The sequence below is a fragment of the Vreelandella sp. ssv genome, assembly GCF_059448525.1.
The window spans coordinates 764,236-780,459 of record NZ_CM182545.1 but is presented as its reverse complement, the minus strand read 5'-3'; the positions used below and the strand labels follow the sequence as shown (position 1 = coordinate 780,459).

Below are 16,224 nucleotides of genomic sequence, written 5' to 3'. Positions count from 1 at the left end.
CAAAAAGTTATTATCCAGCTAAATAATTTTTCTGATGCCCTCATGCACGTTTATATCCTCTCACTGGACACGCTATGCATAACCTATGGATTCCCATCGTCGCCATTTTTGCCGTTGCGGGCTTAGTATTCGGTAGCCAGGCCTATTCCGAGGCCCAGCGTGATGCCCACATCGCCTCGACTATATCGGAACGCCTCGGCAGCCAGGCACAGGCTGAGATTTCCAACTTGAAGCAAGTCAACAAAGGCTATGGAGTGTGCGGCAACTATGCGCTTTCAAACGCCGAGTCCGGTCACTTCTACTACAACGACGCCACCAAGCACCTAGCGTTGGGCATCGATGCCCCTCTCTATCGCGACAACTGCGAGGGCGTCTCTCACTGACGCCTTAGGCTTTGTAAGAAAAGTCGGTGTGCGGAGGTCATGCAAGGCAAAAAATGGCGAAAAGACGGATCGAGCTCGCGCGCGAGCGAGTTTACGTAGTGGTAAATAGGGCGATACCGTGCCCCGCGACAGCCGCTTGCAATAGCAATGGGTAACTATCGAAAACAGCACTCTCCGCTGATGTGTGTTCAAAGTGCCCCATGGCACGACTCCAGCCATCCCACTCCAGCCAATCCGCCGGGGCAGCGTGGTGGTGCAGTAGCCGTCTGTGGCCATGGATGCTTCCTACGTAATAACGTCTGTTGCCCCTTTGAGCCACTATGCCTAGCGGTTAATCAAAATAGGGTTCCAATACACGCTCAATCCAAGTCATGAAGGCCCGGACGCGTTGGGAAAGGTTACGCCGATGCGCGACTACGAGCGATGCAGCCAGCGGTTCGGGGCGTAGATCGGGCAGAATCTCCACTAGATCGCCGCTTTTAATATGGTGCGCAAGGGCCAAATAACCTGCCTGGATCAGTCCAATCCCCGCCAAGCCCGCAGCATGATAAGCCTGCACGTTATTCACTTGCATCGCCCCTGGTAGTGCAAGTGATGCATAGCCATCACCTTCCGGATATTCCCATCCAGCAAGTCGGGCACCGAGTGTTGGCGTGTAGTGAACTATCTGGTGACCCTGGATGAGGAGGTCGTCGAGTGTTTGCGGTATCCCATGCTTTACCAGATAGCTTGGGCTCGCTGCGTTCATCATTCGCAACTTGCCCAGCGAGCGGGCAATCAGCCTGTCGTCAATGATTGGTCCGATACGGATTACACAATCAAACCCTTCTTGGACGAGATCGACCCGACGATCGGTGCTGGACAGTTCAAGCTCCAACTCAGGGTTCTCGTTAAGCAATTGGGGCAGCGCTGGAATCACCACGGTCTTTGCCAATTCCGTCGGCATATCGACACGCAGTCTGCCCCGAAGAGGGGCGCCGTTGTTCGCGAACATTGACTCCACGTCCTGAGCTTCGGCCAGCAGGTCACGTGCGCGCTCATAGAAAGCACGTCCGTCTTCGGTCAATTGCACGCTACGTGTCGTTCTGTGTAGGAGGGCGGCGCCCATCTCTCGCTCAAGTTCACGAACCACCGTCGACACCCGCCCCTTCTGGATTCCTAGGCTCTCAGCCGCACGCGTGAAACTCAACATTTCCGCAACGCGGGCAAAAATCAAAAGTGCCTGAAGATTGGGCATTGTTCACCAGATAGATAACAGAGTGTTCAGATTTGGATAGTTTATAGCTTTTTTGGGACTCAGTAGAGTATCCCATGTCGTCCATAACTCCACCACATATAGGGAACTCTCATGAACTCCGAAACCACCCCTCTCCGAACGGTCATCGTTTATCACTCAGGCTTCGGCCACACCACCCGCATGGCAGCGGCAGTCGCCGAAGGCGCAGGCACCGGTGCTGTATTAATCGCAATCGACTCCGAGGGCAATATTTCCGACGATGCCTGGCAATCACTCGCTGATGCAGATGCAATCATCTTCGGCTCGCCTACCTACATGGGTGGCCCTAGCTGGCAGTTTAAGAAATTCGCGGATGCCTCCTCCAAGCCCTGGTTCGAAGGCACATGGCAAAACAAGATCTTTGGCGGCTTCACCAACAGCGCCAGCCTCAACGGCGACAAACTCAACACGCTTGAGTATTTCTTCCTGCTTTCTGGGCAGCACGCCGGAATATGGGTTGGCTTGAATATCAAACCGGCAAACGCCAAGGCGTCGAAACGCGACGACCTGAATCGTATGGGCTCCTATATCGCGCCCATGGCGCAAACCCCTGCCGATGCGTCTCCAGAAGAAATGTCCCCAGGTGATCTGGAGACGGCACGTCTGTATGGCGCGCGCGTCGCATTGATTGCCGGTCAGTTCCGATCTGGAAAATCTCAGGCCATCTGAAATTCATCCGTGCCGATGATGTTGGCCCAGTGCTATGCATGATGTGCATGCGTCGAATCTCGAAGGAGGGGTCATGAAATACAACCGTCACCTTGATCTTCTTACAACTATGTAGCAGCGCTGACAGTAGTTTCGGGCGCAGCGTTGTCAGGCTCTCAAACAACAGTACGAGACAGCAGCAAGACAAAACCAAAAGTGCCACCTACTTTGAATGTATGAATCTTCTGGAGATTAACAATGGTTCAACTAACGGGTGGCTGTCTCTGCGGTAAGATCCGAATCGTGGCCAATGGCGAGCCGCTCCGGGTAGGTATTTGCCACTGTATGGATTGCCGCAAGCATCACGGGGCGCTTTTCTATGCAGCTGCCGATTATCCCAAGCAAGCTGTCATTATCGAAGGCGAACCACACAGCTACCAGGGGCGCTATTTCTGCCCGACCTGCGGCTCATCAGTCTTTTCCGTTAGCGAGGAAGAAATCGAAATACACCTTGGCGCCCTTGATTCACCCAATCAACTGAAACCGACGTATGAGCTTTGGAGCATTCGCCGCGAACATTGGCTACCACCATTCCCAGGCGTGGAGCGATACGAACGAGATCGGGAAGTTTGAGCAGGTTCAAGGGCTACCGCTTAGGCCAGAAGGCAATCGATCAGCGCTTACCTTCGATACGCGCTTTACGAGTTAGTACAAGCCTCATCACCCAACACCTCACGCAGCCAGCACAATAACGCTTCGCTGCCTAGGCGTTGAGGCGCGCCCTGGCGAGTGTATAGGGCGATGGCATCGTGCTGGGGCAAACTCTCTGCCACCGGGCGGATCAGTTCGCCATTTTCAATTAAGCGTTGCGTTGTGCGCCGCCAACCCAGTGCAATGCCGTGCCCCGCGACAGCCGCTTGCAGTAGCAGTGGATAGCTATCGAACACAGCACTCTCCGCTGATGAGGGTTCAAAGTGCCCCATGGCACGAAACCAGTCATCCCACTCCAGCCAATCCGCCGGTTCCGCATGGTGGTGAAGTAGCCGCTGGTTCAGCAACGCATTGAGACTCAGCGGCGTGTTGCCCCCTTCCAAATAAGCTGGGCTGCAGACCGGAAATATCTCATCCTCGGCGGTAAACACCAATCGATGGCTCCCGCTGGGTCGTCCGTTGGTTTGCAGCGCAATGTCGAAGCTGCCACTAAATTCGGTAATCGGCCTTGTCGACGTCGCCAGCTGTATCTCAATCTCAGGATAGCGACGATTGAAGTCAGCCAGCTGTGGCATCAACCAATAGAACGCTTCGCATAACTGGCAGAACAACACGACGCGCTTATCATTTGGGTCGCCGCGCAACCCCTGAGCCCCCGTGGCGATACTTTCCAGCGCCTGGGAGACCGTACGGCCAAACTCACGCCCTTCCCGGGTAAGAAACACACGGCGATGACGGCGCTCGAAAAGCATCACGCCAAGGTCTTCCTCCAGCGCACGGATCTGTCGGCTGATAGCCGCTTGGGTCAGGTGGAGCTCATCAGCCGCGCGCGAAAAGCTTTCCAGCCTGGCGGCTGCCTCAAAGGGGCGCAGCGTCGCCAGCGGTGGAAGAGTCCTGATGAAGTTATCCATAATCTGAGCTCATGCATGGTGACGCAAAAGTCGTTTGAAGCACTGCTAGCGGCAGCAGCATTCTAGAGCGGAATTCATACCTGGAACGCTGCAATGAAGGTCATCGCTGAACCACAAGATAATATCCTACAGGGCACAACCCTTATCGTGGGGGCTGTGTTTCTGCTGGCGTTGACCGATGCTCTGGTTAAGTATCTAAGTGCCAGTATGTCGCTATGGCAACTCTATGTCATCGCCTCAACACTCTCGCTGCCGATACTCTTTGGGTTGATCATTGGCCATTCAGGCCCCCGCCCCAAGGTAAAATCACGTCGCTGGGTGGCGATAAGAAGCCTGCTTCTGTTGTTGATGTGGATAGCCTACTACGCAGCACTGCCGCTGATTCCGCTTTCGGTGGCGGCGGTCGCCATCTACACCACGCCGCTGTTTATTGCCGTGCTGGCTGCTTTTGGGGCGGGCGAGCATCTGTCACGCCAGGCGTGGCTAGGCATCCTCTGCGGTTTCCTGGGCGTGGTGGTGGTATTGCGCCCTGGCGGCGACACCTTCACACCTGCCACACTGCTACCCGTGCTTGCCGCCCTCTTTTATGCGCTAGCCATGCTGGTCACTCGCCACCACTGCCAAAGAGAGCACCCCTTACTTCTGACCCTGGGATTGAATCTGGCCTTCCTCGCAGCAGGCAGTCTCTTCAGCGTATTGGTGGCAATCAACAGCACCGCAACAATCGCCGAACGCGCGCCGTTCCTGTTCGCCGGTTGGCAACCTTTAGACGCCAAAGCGTTAGTGATTGTAGGCGCCTACGCCCTACTGCTGATCATTGTGAATACCGGGGTGGCCAGGGCCTATCAAATTGCCCCTTCGGCGTTGATCGGCACCTTTGATTACGCCTACCTCATCTTTGCCAGCCTTTGGGGCTACCTGCTATTCAGTGAAGTGCCCGATGCCATGACGTGGCTAGGTATGGGCATGATCTTAATCGCGGGGGGGATGGTGTTACGGCAACGGCGGGAGTAATCGACATTTCTGCTTACTTCTTCGCAGCCCATACCTACTCGGCATGCGCCTGAATGATCGGTAAAAGCGCGGGCAAAAAGTGATTCAGCAGCAGCGCCCAGGATGAAAATCAGCTTGTTGCGTATGGAGCCCAGCACGATCTGCTTCACAGTTCACGCTCCGCTGTCACCCCTTCAAGTATAGTAAAGCACATAGCGGCTGGGACGGAGCGCCTCTCTTCACACGTCAGAGGCTAACCGTGCCAGGGTCTGCTCAAGTTCATGGCGATCCGCCTGACGCTTGGCCTTCGAGCGACGGGTAAGGTTTTGCAGCTTTCGCCCTACCCCTGGCAATGCTGCTGCTCCTTCTAAATGGATCAATTCAAAATCAGGCTGCTCATCTTCGACGGACCATAGAAAGTCACATGACGGCTTATCCAACTTTTTGGATATCCATAGCAGTAACCGTGCTCTGTTCTCCAGCAGTTGCGCCGCTGTCACCGGCTTAGCGGTCATTCCCTTGAAGTGGCCGTCGAAGATCGCCTCAAAATCCACCGGCTCCCGAGGAGCCAGAACTTCCCAAGCGGGTTTGGGGCTACACGTTAGATACACCAGAAAGGTTCGCCACAATGTCGCATCGGCCCGTTCATCTTCCAGCAGCAAGCCAATATCGAACAGATCCCTGGGATGTTGACGAGACAAGGCCGCCGCCAGCTTTCCAGCGTAGAGATCGGCAAAATCGAGCACCTGTGTTGAAGCAAATCCGAAGGCCTGCTCAACTTCCGGTTGGACCACCATCGTTCGAACCGGGTGTACTGTGCCACGCATCACCGGAGTTGTTTCAATCTGCACACGTGCACGGCCGCGGCTGCAAATCAACCGCGTGAAGCCCCCGGTGTTCGCACCACCCGATGTCTGCACTTGTAATTGCAAAGGGCGGGCACGTAGCGTCTCCGCCAACTGCTCCAATGCCGTTGAAATCGCCACCACGCCCGTCTCAAAGTCCTGCATGGGCAGCCAAGTCAGGTCGATATCCACTGACAGCCTGGGAAGATCATGCTCAAACAAGTTGATGGCGGTGCCACCCTTCAGTGCAAAACGGGTTTCTTTTGCCAGCACCGGCAGGATATCTACCAGCAATTGAACCCGGTCGCTGTAGCGTTTATCCCAACTGCTCATCAAGATCTCCAGGTAGGACAATTTGATACTTGGAATGCAAACGGCCACCAGGAACCAGCGATCGCTTACCACTACCGATATTCAAACCATTAACCGATAGGTGCGGAAACCAGGCATGCCCATGACGTTCGGCCAGCGCGAGAAACAGACGCTTGGCCTTGATGCTGTGGCAATGGCGCAACAGCATTTCAAGCCGCTGCGGACGCAGGGTGGCCATGCCCTGCATCAAGGCATCCACCTCGTAGACCCCACCAGCATCCGACGCCTCATTACATAACTCCAGCATGGCTCGCTCCGGTGTAGAACATACAAGCACCACGTTCGGCACCGCTTCACGCCGCTCCAGCCCTTGGTCCAGCAACGCCTGATCCGTTGTCTCATCAGTAAACGGAATAACTGGCAGATCAAAAGGCCCCTTGCCGCAGTAGTCGACCCGCTCAACCAACGGCAACTTGCACACCCACCCCGGTAGGCGATCAGGCCCATAGAGTGTGACCACAGCGGCTTCGCCCAGCCGCAGGTAGTGCTCATGTCCCAGCCAAGCCAAAGCAAAGCGCCCCCCAATATGCAGCGACAAACCCTCCATCTGTTGCAGCGTGCGCACCACCCCTTCCCACTTCAGGGAGCCTCCTTTGCGCATGTACACCCCACGCGCCGGAGAGACTAGCCAACCACTAGCGACATAGCGGGCCAACAAGCTGCTGTAATAGCCATGCGCTCTTAACCACCGGCTAGTAACGACGCCGGTATCGCTTAGCCCAGCCAGAAGGCGGTTTAATTTTCTATTATTTTGATCACTCATAGTGACTAAAATACACTTTTTATAAACTAATGCCAATGACTAGGGTTTATTGAAAAACAAAAAAAGTCACTTAAAGTGACTTTATCAGGAATTTTATAAACCTCATCAACAGGTGTTTTGTGCACATGCCATGGCATAGCGGTTTGCGTACTCTCCCCTACAAGGCGCCCCGACACCACGTGCATGGGTGATCGGCATGCAGCTCTCCTACTCTTACACTGCCAAGCACGCAGGGCCTTGCGCAAAACACATGGGTTGCCAGAGGCACGACTGTTCGCGGGAAAGCGGCTCATCCAATTGATGCGTGGATTGCAGCAATAGCACTACCAGCGCTTCAGATTCAGATGTTGTTTGGGTTGATATACCGGCCTGCTCTAATCCCAACTGGCGAGCAACGGAAGACCTCACGGAGCCAACGTCCAGGCGCTCACCTTCGATTTCACTGGTGCTAATGGCGTTCTGGATCAGCGCATCCATCTCCACATCTAGATCCGCTTGCCCAGGCTAAGCCTCGGTTTTACCTAGAACCCAGCCCTGCGGTAACCGCACCGCATCCAATGCAGGCCGAAGAACGGATTCGTCCCACTAAAAATGCGGCCAGTTGCGCTGTTCCCAGATATACATGAGCCGATTGCTCCGCCTATTCAGATCACATTATGAGCCGATTATGATTTATGTTTGGCTTATAGGCCAGAGGTAGCCAAGAACTAAGCGACAATGGAAATTTGTCGCTTAGTTCTTAGCGAGACTTTCAGCAGATTCCTAGGTCAACAGATCATAGAGCCAATGGTACTAATCTAGGTGGTAGGAAAGAAGGCGATTGAAAAGAATGGAATGAGCACAATGATCTGATCAACACGAAACAACTAGATGCTCTTTTCAATTATTTAGGAAAATATAATTTTCCATAATAAAATTTCTTAAATTATTCGGAGAATTCTTCCAACATTAGGCTCGGGGTAATCTCTCTGACTTCTTCACTTTTGACGAAAAAAATATTCATGAAAAAAATAATATTGCTTAAGCTTAAGGGATGGCTAAATCCATACTCACTCATCTTTTCAATTAGTTCATTTCTATCAACTCTATAGAATTTTTTAGCCAAACCTATATCATTAAAAATATTAATTATTTCTTCATTAACACTTGCATCAAAAAGCCTTAATCTAAGTTTCTGCCTTAGCATGGCAGACCAATCTCTATTTTTATAATGATGATAGGCCAATTCATCAAAAATCTTCACCATAGTCCATTCACTCGTTTCTAACGAAGCATAAACTCCATTGAGCTTTCTGCTTTGGTTATCTAAACCGGTCCAGTCAGATTTACATTTATATCTTAAATCATGCTCAACTTCGTGCCAGCCCTCCGAAAAAATTGTTCTAATTTGCAATTCAAAGGTAGTATCTATTTTTTCATCAAGTCCTAAAAAACTCAAACCATTTAATAGATCCTCAGGAATTGAATAAACCACATTAAACCTTACGGGCTTAAACTCGTCTTCTCTAAACTCATCAATGCTAGCATCGTTTTCTTTTTCTTTATAGTTTGAAGAAATTATATTTCTAACATTGGGTATATCGTCATTGAAATAAAGAACAACTCTAATCCCAATTAAATCCTGCATCTTTTTTGAAACACCGTACGCAGGATTCTTACTTAGCTTACTTTCAATCGAGGCGCTATTCTTCTTCCTGGAAAAAATACGGTACATTATTCCCACTGAATCTAAGAGAGAAGAAATATGTCTGGAGAGATCATTTTTAACACTGTCAACACCATATAAACTCATCAATCCCTCCCAAGAATATTTTTTATTTCACTTATTTTTGCTTTATTTATAGCAATAAAATTTGAGTCTTTAGCTTCTTCCAAAAAGCCCTTTCTTTTCAAATTTTTAATTTCAGCTATTATTTCTCTCCGACTAAAAACATCAGTATGAAATAAATTTTTAGTGAAATAATGCAGTCTTTCCATCGACTGACTACCCACTGGCCATATCTTAGAAAAAATGTAATGGTCTACTCCTATTGTTATAGATTGCTCATCGTCACCTATACAAGAATCAACTTCATCAATAAAATCATTATTATCTTTACAATTATAAAAACTTAGCTTCACTTCATCACTAACTCCTTCAAAACTACAGTCCCAAAAACTGCAACTCAAAAAAGTTACATTATCAAAATTATTAAAAAAGAAATTTACTTCTTTAAAAACACATTCATTGAATACGCTATCGCTTATGCAACCAGTTTTAAAAAAGCTTAAATCTTTAAATATTAAAGATGTTATTTCACTTTCATTATAAGCTTGTTCTGACACAGCTCCTAGGAGAAGGCTTTCACACCGCATACGTGAAGAGCTATCTAAAAACTCTTTCATAAAAGAAAGCTTATTCCAAAGCAAAAATTTACTTTCTTCGTCTCTAGGAACGTATGAAAAAACAGCGGGTTCAACGAAGCGTTCATCACTAGCCATCCAATCATCATCTATATCAATAATATTTTCACATATATAATTTCCAAAAACGAATTCATTAACAAACTCAATGTTATTATCTCCTTGGTTACTTCTATCAAAAAAAGCATGATTGGATAATGTAGTAGCAAGTTTATCTATCGTAGGTCTTTCTTTAGGACTATAAGACGAACGAACTATGCTTAGAAGCTCTGCACCACGCTCTTTGATAACGCTTATAATCCTTTCTTTAGAATCAGAGGTATAATTATTTTCACACATATCACCAGCAACCATACTTAAAAGTGATGTCTGCTGATCTATATTCATTCTTAGTTCTTGCCTCTCCATTTCTCGCTCAAGCATTGAAACAAAGTATTTCTCGACTATTCTAGAAGGCTGAGAACATAATTCGATGAATTTTGCATCATTTAAAAATCTTATAAAACTTAATAAAACCGGATTCGATAGCTTTTCTAAATCAATTCCAATACCTTCCAGTTTATGTAGTCTTTCAGGCTGAATCCAATCGCTGATTTCGGGTTTCTCGATACGATACCTATCAATAGTAAACTTATCATCATAACGTTGCAGCCATTCATTAAACATTTCTCCATCAAAAATCGCTGAACGTCTTGACGTAAGTATAACTTTGGAATTTTTTACTAACAGCTCACTTATGGTTTCTAACATAGGTTCCGCATTATCAAAATTGATAATTTTGTCAGTAGAAGAACTCTTATCGTGCAAAAGCTCATCGAAACCATCTAAAACAACTGCTACACGCCCCTCTTTGACCTCTTCAACAACCACATTGGAATTCACTGAACTAAAAGACCTATCAACTTCTCTTATAAAAATATGACTAAATACTTTAGCTTGCCTATCTCTAGAAAACTCAGTAAAAAATGGAATAGGCGACTTCACATTATCTGATAGACATTTAATTATTTCGTATGATGTACATGTTTTACCAAACCCTGCAGGCGCTTCAATTATTATCAATTTAGGCCCCATCTTATTTATTGAAGAACAAATATCTTCAACAATTCCACCTTCCCCCTTCTCGCCATTTTTTATAAAAGGTGCTTTTATGTAACTATAACTTCCAGCTCCATCAGGTAAGATACTAAGTATCTTCTTACAATGAGCAAGGTACTCTCTATTAATTTTTTCTCGCCATTCATCTGTATTGAAAAAACCATCAAATAGGCTTTTCTCAATATCATCATAGCTTTTATAAAAGGTTTTTTTAGTAGAGTAGCCCATACTTTGTAACTCGGAGGCTACCTCTACCATCTGCTTCAATGAAGCCTCATCTTCAATACCTAATGCTACAATTTCAGCATTATGAAAAAAACCTGACTTAAATGTAAAAGCTAAAAAATTCTCTTTTGAAGCAATTGCGTTATATGAAAACCCGTATCTTTCAAAAAGATCTATTATTTTTTTTCGTTCCATAGTTATCATCCAAAATTTTAAAAATAAGCACAATGATAATAATTTTTTTATACTTAAGCTCTATATAGGTAGTATATACCACCTATTATTTACATTAATATAATTTAGGTGAGTTTCTGAAAGCAACATAAAAATTAACAACTCAAGAAATTGAAGTCTAAGTAAAACATTGAAATATCTATTGTTATACACGAAAAAGGGCGATCTATGATCGCCCTTTCTGCAATTTGAATTTATTTATTCCCACTCAATAGTAGCAGGCGGCTTACTGCTCACATCATAAGTCACCCGCGAAACCCCTTCCAACTCATTGATAATCCGGTTGGAAACCTTCTCCAGCAGCTCATAGGGCAGGTGCGCCCAGCGGGCGGTCATGAAGTCGATGGTTTCTACCGCGCGTAGCGCGATGACCCATTCGTAGCGGCGGCCGTCGCCGACGACGCCTACGGATTTCACCGGCAGGAACACGGCGAAGGCTTGGCTGGTTTTTTCGTACCAGCCGGAGGCGCGTAGCTCTTCGATGAAGATGGCGTCGGCATCGCGGAGGATGTCGGCGTAGTCCTTCTTCACTTCGCCCAGAATACGCACGCCCAGGCCGGGGCCAGGGAATGGGTGGCGGTAGACCATATCGTAGGGCAAGCCCAGTTCCAGGCCGAGTTTGCGCACTTCGTCTTTAAACAGTTCGCGCAGCGGCTCGACCAGCTTTAGCTTCATGGTTTCCGGCAGGCCACCGACGTTGTGGTGGGATTTGATCACGTGCGCTTTGCCGGTTTTAGAGGCGGCGGATTCGATCACGTCGGGGTAGATGGTGCCCTGGGCCAGGAACTCGACGCCGTCGATCTTGCTAGCTTCTTCATCGAACACGTCGATGAAGGTGTTGCCGATGATCTTGCGCTTGGCTTCCGGGTCGTTCTCGCCCTTTAGCTTGCCAAGGAACAGGTCTTCGGCGTCTACACGAATCACTTTCACGCCCATGTGCTTGGCGAAGGTTTCCATGACCTGGTCGCCTTCCGCTTTACGCAGCAGGCCGTTATCGACGAATACGCAGGTCAGCTGGGTGCCAATCGCTTTGTGCAGCAATGCAGCAACCACAGAGGAATCCACACCGCCGGAGAGGCCAAGCAGTACGTGGCGGTCGCCCACTTGCTCGCGCACGCGATGTACCTGGTCTTCGATGATTTGCGCGGGCGTCCAGAGCTTTTCGGCTTTACAGATATCCAGCACGAAGTGCTCAAGAATCCGCTGGCCCTGCAAAGTGTGGGTTACTTCTGGGTGGAACTGTACGCCGTAGAACTGCTTCTCTTCCCAGGCCATGGCGGCAATCGGGCAGCTCGGCGTGGAGGCGGTCACGGTGAACTCGGCGGGCGCTTGGGCCACCTTGTCGCCGTGGCTCATCCATACGTCCAGCAAGGCTTTGCCGCTTTTCGCGTCTACATGGTCTTTGATGTCTTTGAACAGCGCGTTGTCTTCGTCGATCTGAATTTGCGCGTAGCCGAATTCGCGCTGGTTGGAGCCTTCTACCTTACCGCCCAACTGCTCGGCCATGGTCTGCATGCCGTAGCAGATACCAAACACCGGCAGGCCCATCTCGAACACGCACTGCGGCGCGCGCGGGGAGTCCAGTTCCGTCACGGACTCCGGGCCACCGGCCATGATAATGCCGTTCGGGTTGTACTCGCGGATCTCTTCTTCGGTGATATCAAACGCGCGGACCTCGGAGTAAACACCGATCTCGCGAACGCGGCGGGCGATCAGTTGGGTGTACTGCGAGCCGAAGTCGAGAATCAAAATCTTATGGGCGTGAATGTCACTCATGGCGGGGTCTCGGTTAAGCGGTGCGGATGCCGCTGATAAGGCCAAAAAAGCAAGCGGCGGGGCAATGCCCGCCGCCGTTTTAACTAAAAGCGCTGATTAGCTCACCCGGTAGTTGGGGGCTTCCTTGGTGATCTGCACGTTGTGGACGTGGGATTCGTTAAAGCCAGCGCCAGTAATCTGAACAAACTCCGGCTTGGTGCGCATTTCCTGAATATCGCGGCAGCCGGTGTAGCCCATGGAAGCGCGCAGCCCGCCCATCAACTGGTGGACGATGGCGCCCATCATGCCTTTATAGGGAACGCGGCCTTCGATACCTTCCGGCACCAACTTCTCGGCGCCTTCGCTCTTATCCTGGAAGTAGCGGTCGGCACTGCCCTGATTCTGGGACATGGCACCCATGGAACCCATACCGCGATAGGCTTTGTAGGTACGGCCTTGGTAAAGCTCGACTTCGCCCGGTGCCTCTTCGGTACCGGCCAGCAGGCCACCGACCATCACGGCGCTGGCACCAGCGGCAATCGCCTTGGCCAAGTCGCCGGAGAAACGGATACCGCCGTCGGCAATCAGCGGAATGTCGTACTCTTTAAGCGCTTCGGCCACATTGGAAACCGCGGTGATTTGCGGTACGCCAACGCCTGCCACGATGCGCGTGGTGCAGATTGAGCCTGGGCCGATACCGACTTTCACGGCGTCAGCACCGGCTTCGGCCAGCGCACGGGCCGCGCCAGCGGTGGCGATGTTGCCGCCAATCACTTGAATGGCCGGGAAGTTTTCTTTGATCCAGCGTACGCGATCGATGACGCCTTTAGAGTGACCGTGGGCGGTATCGACAATGATGACGTCGACACCGGCTTCGACCAATGCTGCGACGCGATCCGGCGTTTCCGGACCAGTGCCTACTGCGGCACCCACTAACAAACGACCGTCGCTATCTTTAGCGGCCATCGGGTAGGTGCGGGCTTTTTCGATATCCTGGAAGGTGACCAGGCCGCGCAGGTGGAACTCGTCATCGACAATCAGCATTTTCTCGATGCGGTGTTCGCGCATCTTGGCTTTGCTGGTTTCGAGATCAGTGCCTTCCTTGACGGTCACCAGACGCTCGCGGGGGGTCATGATGTCCGCGACGCTGTCACCGTGGTTGGGCTGGAAGCGCATGTCACGCTCGGTCACAATACCCACCAGGGTTTCGCCTTCTACCACCGGGAAACCGGAGAAGCCGTATTCACGGGCCATGGCGAGCAGGTCTTCGAGCTTGGCTTTCGGGCTAACGGTGACCGGGTCTTTCACAATCACGCTTTCGTGCTTTTTGACCTTGCGCACCTCGGCGGCTTGCTGGGTCATGGCCATGCTCTTATGGATGATGCCGATGCCCCCTTCCTGGGCCATCGCAATCGCTAGACGCGCTTCAGTAACGGTGTCCATCGCAGCGGAAAGTAGCGGAATATTGAGCGAGAGATTGCGGGTCAGGCGGGTTTTGAGGCTGACATCCTTGGGAAGAACATCGGAGAAGCCGGGAACGAGGAGTACGTCATCGAACGTTAGTGCTTCTTGGGCCATACGTAGCATAGCGGCAACACCCTGATTGAGAGGAAGTGGGGCGTGAAAGGTTAATCGCCTATTATAGCGTTTTGAGGGGTGCCCCAGCAATGCAGTCACGCGGTTGTGCTTATACCAAATGCTAATGACGTATGCTGTTAGGCTTGATGGGCTGCTATTTATTAACGAAAGCCCGCTATTTACAGGCATGTTTTAGACACAGCTCGATTTTCTTGAACAAGGCATTTTTTTATGCAAGAAGCTGCAAAAGCCCTCTCCGTCAGCCAACTCAACCAGCGAGCCAAGCAAACCCTTGAGCGCGATGTGGGCGAGGTGTGGGTGGAGGGCGAGCTGTCTAACGTTTCCCGCCCCGCTTCCGGGCATGTCTATTTCACGCTCAAGGATGACCGGGCGCAGATCCGCTGTGCGCTGTTTCGTCAGCGAGCGCGGTTCGTCTCGGCGCCGATGCGTGACGGTGATCAGGTCAAGCTGCGCGGGCGGGTATCGCTGTTCGAACCCCGCGGCGACTATCAACTGATTGCCGATGCCGTTCAGGCCGCGGGCCTGGGCGAACTGTTGGCTGCGTTTGAGCGCTTAAAAGCGCAGTTGGAAAGCGAAGGCGTGTTTGCCAACGCCCGGCCACTGCCCTTCCCACCCCGAAAGCTGCTGATTTTGAGTTCAGGCACGGGGGCGGCGATTCGTGACGTGCTGGCGGTGCTGGAGGCGCGCTGGCCGCTGGCGGACGTGACGCTGATCCCGGTGCCCGTTCAAGGCGCTGAAGCCGCCCCGGCGATGATCTCCGCCTTGGGCCTGCTTAACCGTCAGGCGCGATTAGACCCCGAGCGGGATGTGATTCTGATTACCCGCGGCGGCGGGAGCCTGGAAGATTTATGGGCATTCAACAACGAGCATTTGGCGCGGGCAATTTTTCACTCTCGGCTGCCGGTGATGTCGGCGGTGGGCCACGAGGTGGATGTCACCCTGGCGGATTTCGCCGCAGATATGCGTGCCCCGACGCCGTCCGCCGCTGCTGAACGGCTGGTGCCGGATCAGAACATCCTTAAGCGCCAGTTGGAGCATCAGCACAATCGCCTGCAGCGGGCGATGCAGGCACGGCTTGAACGCGACAGCCAACGGCTGGATACCCTGCGCGCCAAGCTGCGCCACCCCGGTGAGCAGCTCAATCGCCAGCGCCAGCATTTAACCGCCCTTGATCAGCGCTTGAATCGCGCCATGCAGCAAACGCTTACCCAGCAGAAAGCACAGGTAACGCAGTTGAGCAGGCGATTGGCCAGTCAGGATATGACGCGGCTGCATCGTTCTGAAAGCGAGCGAGTCAATCAATTGCAGCGTCGTTTAAGTAGTGCCATGCAGCGCCAGCTAGAGAATAGACAGACACGTTTGAAAGCGGCAGCGCGGGAGTTGAATGCGGTCAGCCCGCTGGCGGTGTTGGGCAGGGGCTATGCAATTGCTCAGGATGAGCAAGGCCAGGTGGTGCGACGTGCGGAAGATACTCAGCCAGGTCAGCGGCTAAAACTGCGCTTGGGCGAAGGGAGATTGAGCGTAGAAATTAAAAGGCGCTACAACAAGTAGTAGCGCCTTGGCCGCATCAGCACTGTTTTGACAATGCCTAGCCGTTTTTAGTGATCTTATTTCTTATCATCCGATTTTTTATCGTCGGAGCCCTTATTTACGTGATGCGTATCCGGCATCGGATTGGCATCATCGTGGTGATCGTCACCATCTTTAGGGGCTTTTTTGTCGTTATCAGGCGTTTGTGTCATCGCTTTTGTCCTTACCGTCGGTGGTCTTAGTTTCTTAAATCCCTTGGCCAACAGTGCCAATGAGACTCCCTGAATAGCGTGATGAGCTTGGAAGAAGGCGATCGCTTATCACCTTCTTGAAGCAGCCTTAACTGTAGCCTTTCTAATACTATTTACAATCCATGCCCCTGTGGACCGAAAAGCACAACATCTTCAAAAAACCAATTGAAAACATAGACCTATATAAAAACATCACTCAAACCAAGGGACATTAGCAATTACAATGC

General features: G+C 50.9%; 15 protein-coding genes. 5 read left to right on the top strand and 10 right to left on the bottom strand.

Annotated elements, in window-relative coordinates; translation table 11 throughout:
* Window positions 1-74 precede the first annotated feature (74 nt).
* A complete protein-coding gene (locus tag AC5TBW_RS03670) occupies window positions 75-383 on the top strand; it encodes a hypothetical protein (protein ID WP_495510770.1) in 309 nt (102 codons plus the stop codon).
* Window positions 384-714: 331 nt separating this feature from the next.
* On the opposite strand, the gene AC5TBW_RS03665 is transcribed toward AC5TBW_RS03670, so the two are convergent.
* Window positions 715-1,620 (bottom strand): LysR family transcriptional regulator, encoded by a 906-nt coding sequence (locus AC5TBW_RS03665; RefSeq protein ID WP_495510769.1) that lies wholly within the window; start codon window positions 1,618-1,620, stop codon window positions 715-717.
* A gap of 111 nt (window positions 1,621-1,731) precedes the next feature.
* Here AC5TBW_RS03665 and AC5TBW_RS03660 point away from each other — a divergent pair, with 111 nt between their 5' ends.
* Together AC5TBW_RS03660 and AC5TBW_RS03655 are read left to right on the top strand one after the other, a co-directional pair.
* Window positions 1,732-2,328, top strand: coding sequence for a flavodoxin family protein (locus AC5TBW_RS03660; RefSeq protein ID WP_495510768.1), 597 nt, complete (start codon window positions 1,732-1,734; stop codon window positions 2,326-2,328).
* Between the two features lie 237 nt (window positions 2,329-2,565).
* On the top strand, window positions 2,566-2,940 hold the full coding sequence (locus tag AC5TBW_RS03655; RefSeq protein ID WP_495510767.1) for a GFA family protein: 375 nt from the start codon (window positions 2,566-2,568) through the stop codon (window positions 2,938-2,940).
* A gap of 65 nt (window positions 2,941-3,005) precedes the next feature.
* Here AC5TBW_RS03655 and AC5TBW_RS03650 read toward each other — a convergent pair whose 3' ends face one another.
* Window positions 3,006-3,929, bottom strand: a complete 924-nt coding sequence (locus tag AC5TBW_RS03650; RefSeq protein WP_495510766.1) for a LysR substrate-binding domain-containing protein — start codon at window positions 3,927-3,929, stop codon at window positions 3,006-3,008.
* Between the two features lie 93 nt (window positions 3,930-4,022).
* On the opposite strand from AC5TBW_RS03650, the gene AC5TBW_RS03645 reads away from it, so the two are divergent.
* A complete protein-coding gene (locus AC5TBW_RS03645) occupies window positions 4,023-4,943 on the top strand; it encodes a DMT family transporter (RefSeq protein WP_495510765.1) in 921 nt (306 codons plus the stop codon).
* 218 nt (window positions 4,944-5,161) lie between these two features.
* On the opposite strand, the gene AC5TBW_RS03640 is transcribed toward AC5TBW_RS03645, so the two are convergent.
* The 7 genes from AC5TBW_RS03640 to guaB all read right to left on the bottom strand — a co-directional run bounded on the left by AC5TBW_RS03640 (window position 5,162) and on the right by guaB (window position 14,204).
* The gene (locus tag AC5TBW_RS03640) at window positions 5,162-6,100 is read right to left on the bottom strand and encodes a nucleotidyl transferase AbiEii/AbiGii toxin family protein (RefSeq protein ID WP_495510764.1); all 939 of its coding nucleotides are present in this window, start codon (window positions 6,098-6,100) and stop codon (window positions 5,162-5,164) included.
* Complete coding sequence (locus tag AC5TBW_RS03635; protein ID WP_495510763.1) at window positions 6,084-6,902, bottom strand: type IV toxin-antitoxin system AbiEi family antitoxin domain-containing protein; 819 nt, start codon at window positions 6,900-6,902, stop codon at window positions 6,084-6,086. The genes AC5TBW_RS03640 and AC5TBW_RS03635 overlap by 17 nt, the downstream gene beginning before the upstream one ends.
* Before the next feature lie 213 nt (window positions 6,903-7,115).
* Complete coding sequence (locus tag AC5TBW_RS03630) at window positions 7,116-7,379, bottom strand: DUF4172 domain-containing protein (RefSeq protein ID WP_495510762.1); 264 nt, start codon at window positions 7,377-7,379, stop codon at window positions 7,116-7,118.
* A gap of 448 nt (window positions 7,380-7,827) precedes the next feature.
* Window positions 7,828-8,694: a RelA/SpoT-related domain-containing protein gene (locus AC5TBW_RS03625; protein WP_495510761.1), complete on the bottom strand. Its 867-nt coding sequence runs from the start codon at window positions 8,692-8,694 to the stop codon at window positions 7,828-7,830.
* Window positions 8,694-10,823 carry a hypothetical protein gene (locus AC5TBW_RS03620; protein ID WP_495510760.1) on the bottom strand — a complete coding sequence of 710 codons (2,130 nt, stop codon included), beginning with the start codon at window positions 10,821-10,823 and terminating at the stop codon, window positions 8,694-8,696. Before AC5TBW_RS03620 ends, AC5TBW_RS03625 begins: the two co-directional genes overlap by 1 nt.
* Window positions 10,824-11,060: 237 nt before the next feature.
* A complete protein-coding gene (guaA, locus tag AC5TBW_RS03615) occupies window positions 11,061-12,638 on the bottom strand; it encodes a glutamine-hydrolyzing GMP synthase (RefSeq protein WP_495510759.1) in 1,578 nt (525 codons plus the stop codon).
* A 96-nt stretch (window positions 12,639-12,734) separates the two neighbouring features.
* Window positions 12,735-14,204 (bottom strand): IMP dehydrogenase, encoded by a 1,470-nt coding sequence (gene guaB, locus AC5TBW_RS03610; RefSeq protein ID WP_495510758.1) that lies wholly within the window; start codon window positions 14,202-14,204, stop codon window positions 12,735-12,737.
* Between the two features lie 222 nt (window positions 14,205-14,426).
* Here guaB and xseA point away from each other — a divergent pair, with 222 nt between their 5' ends.
* Complete coding sequence (xseA, locus tag AC5TBW_RS03605) at window positions 14,427-15,767, top strand: exodeoxyribonuclease VII large subunit (RefSeq protein WP_495510757.1); 1,341 nt, start codon at window positions 14,427-14,429, stop codon at window positions 15,765-15,767.
* A 56-nt stretch (window positions 15,768-15,823) separates the two neighbouring features.
* Here the strand turns inward: xseA and AC5TBW_RS03600 are convergent, their stop codons facing one another.
* Window positions 15,824-16,018, bottom strand: coding sequence for a hypothetical protein (locus AC5TBW_RS03600; RefSeq protein WP_495510756.1), 195 nt, complete (start codon window positions 16,016-16,018; stop codon window positions 15,824-15,826).
* Window positions 16,019-16,224 lie beyond the last annotated feature (206 nt).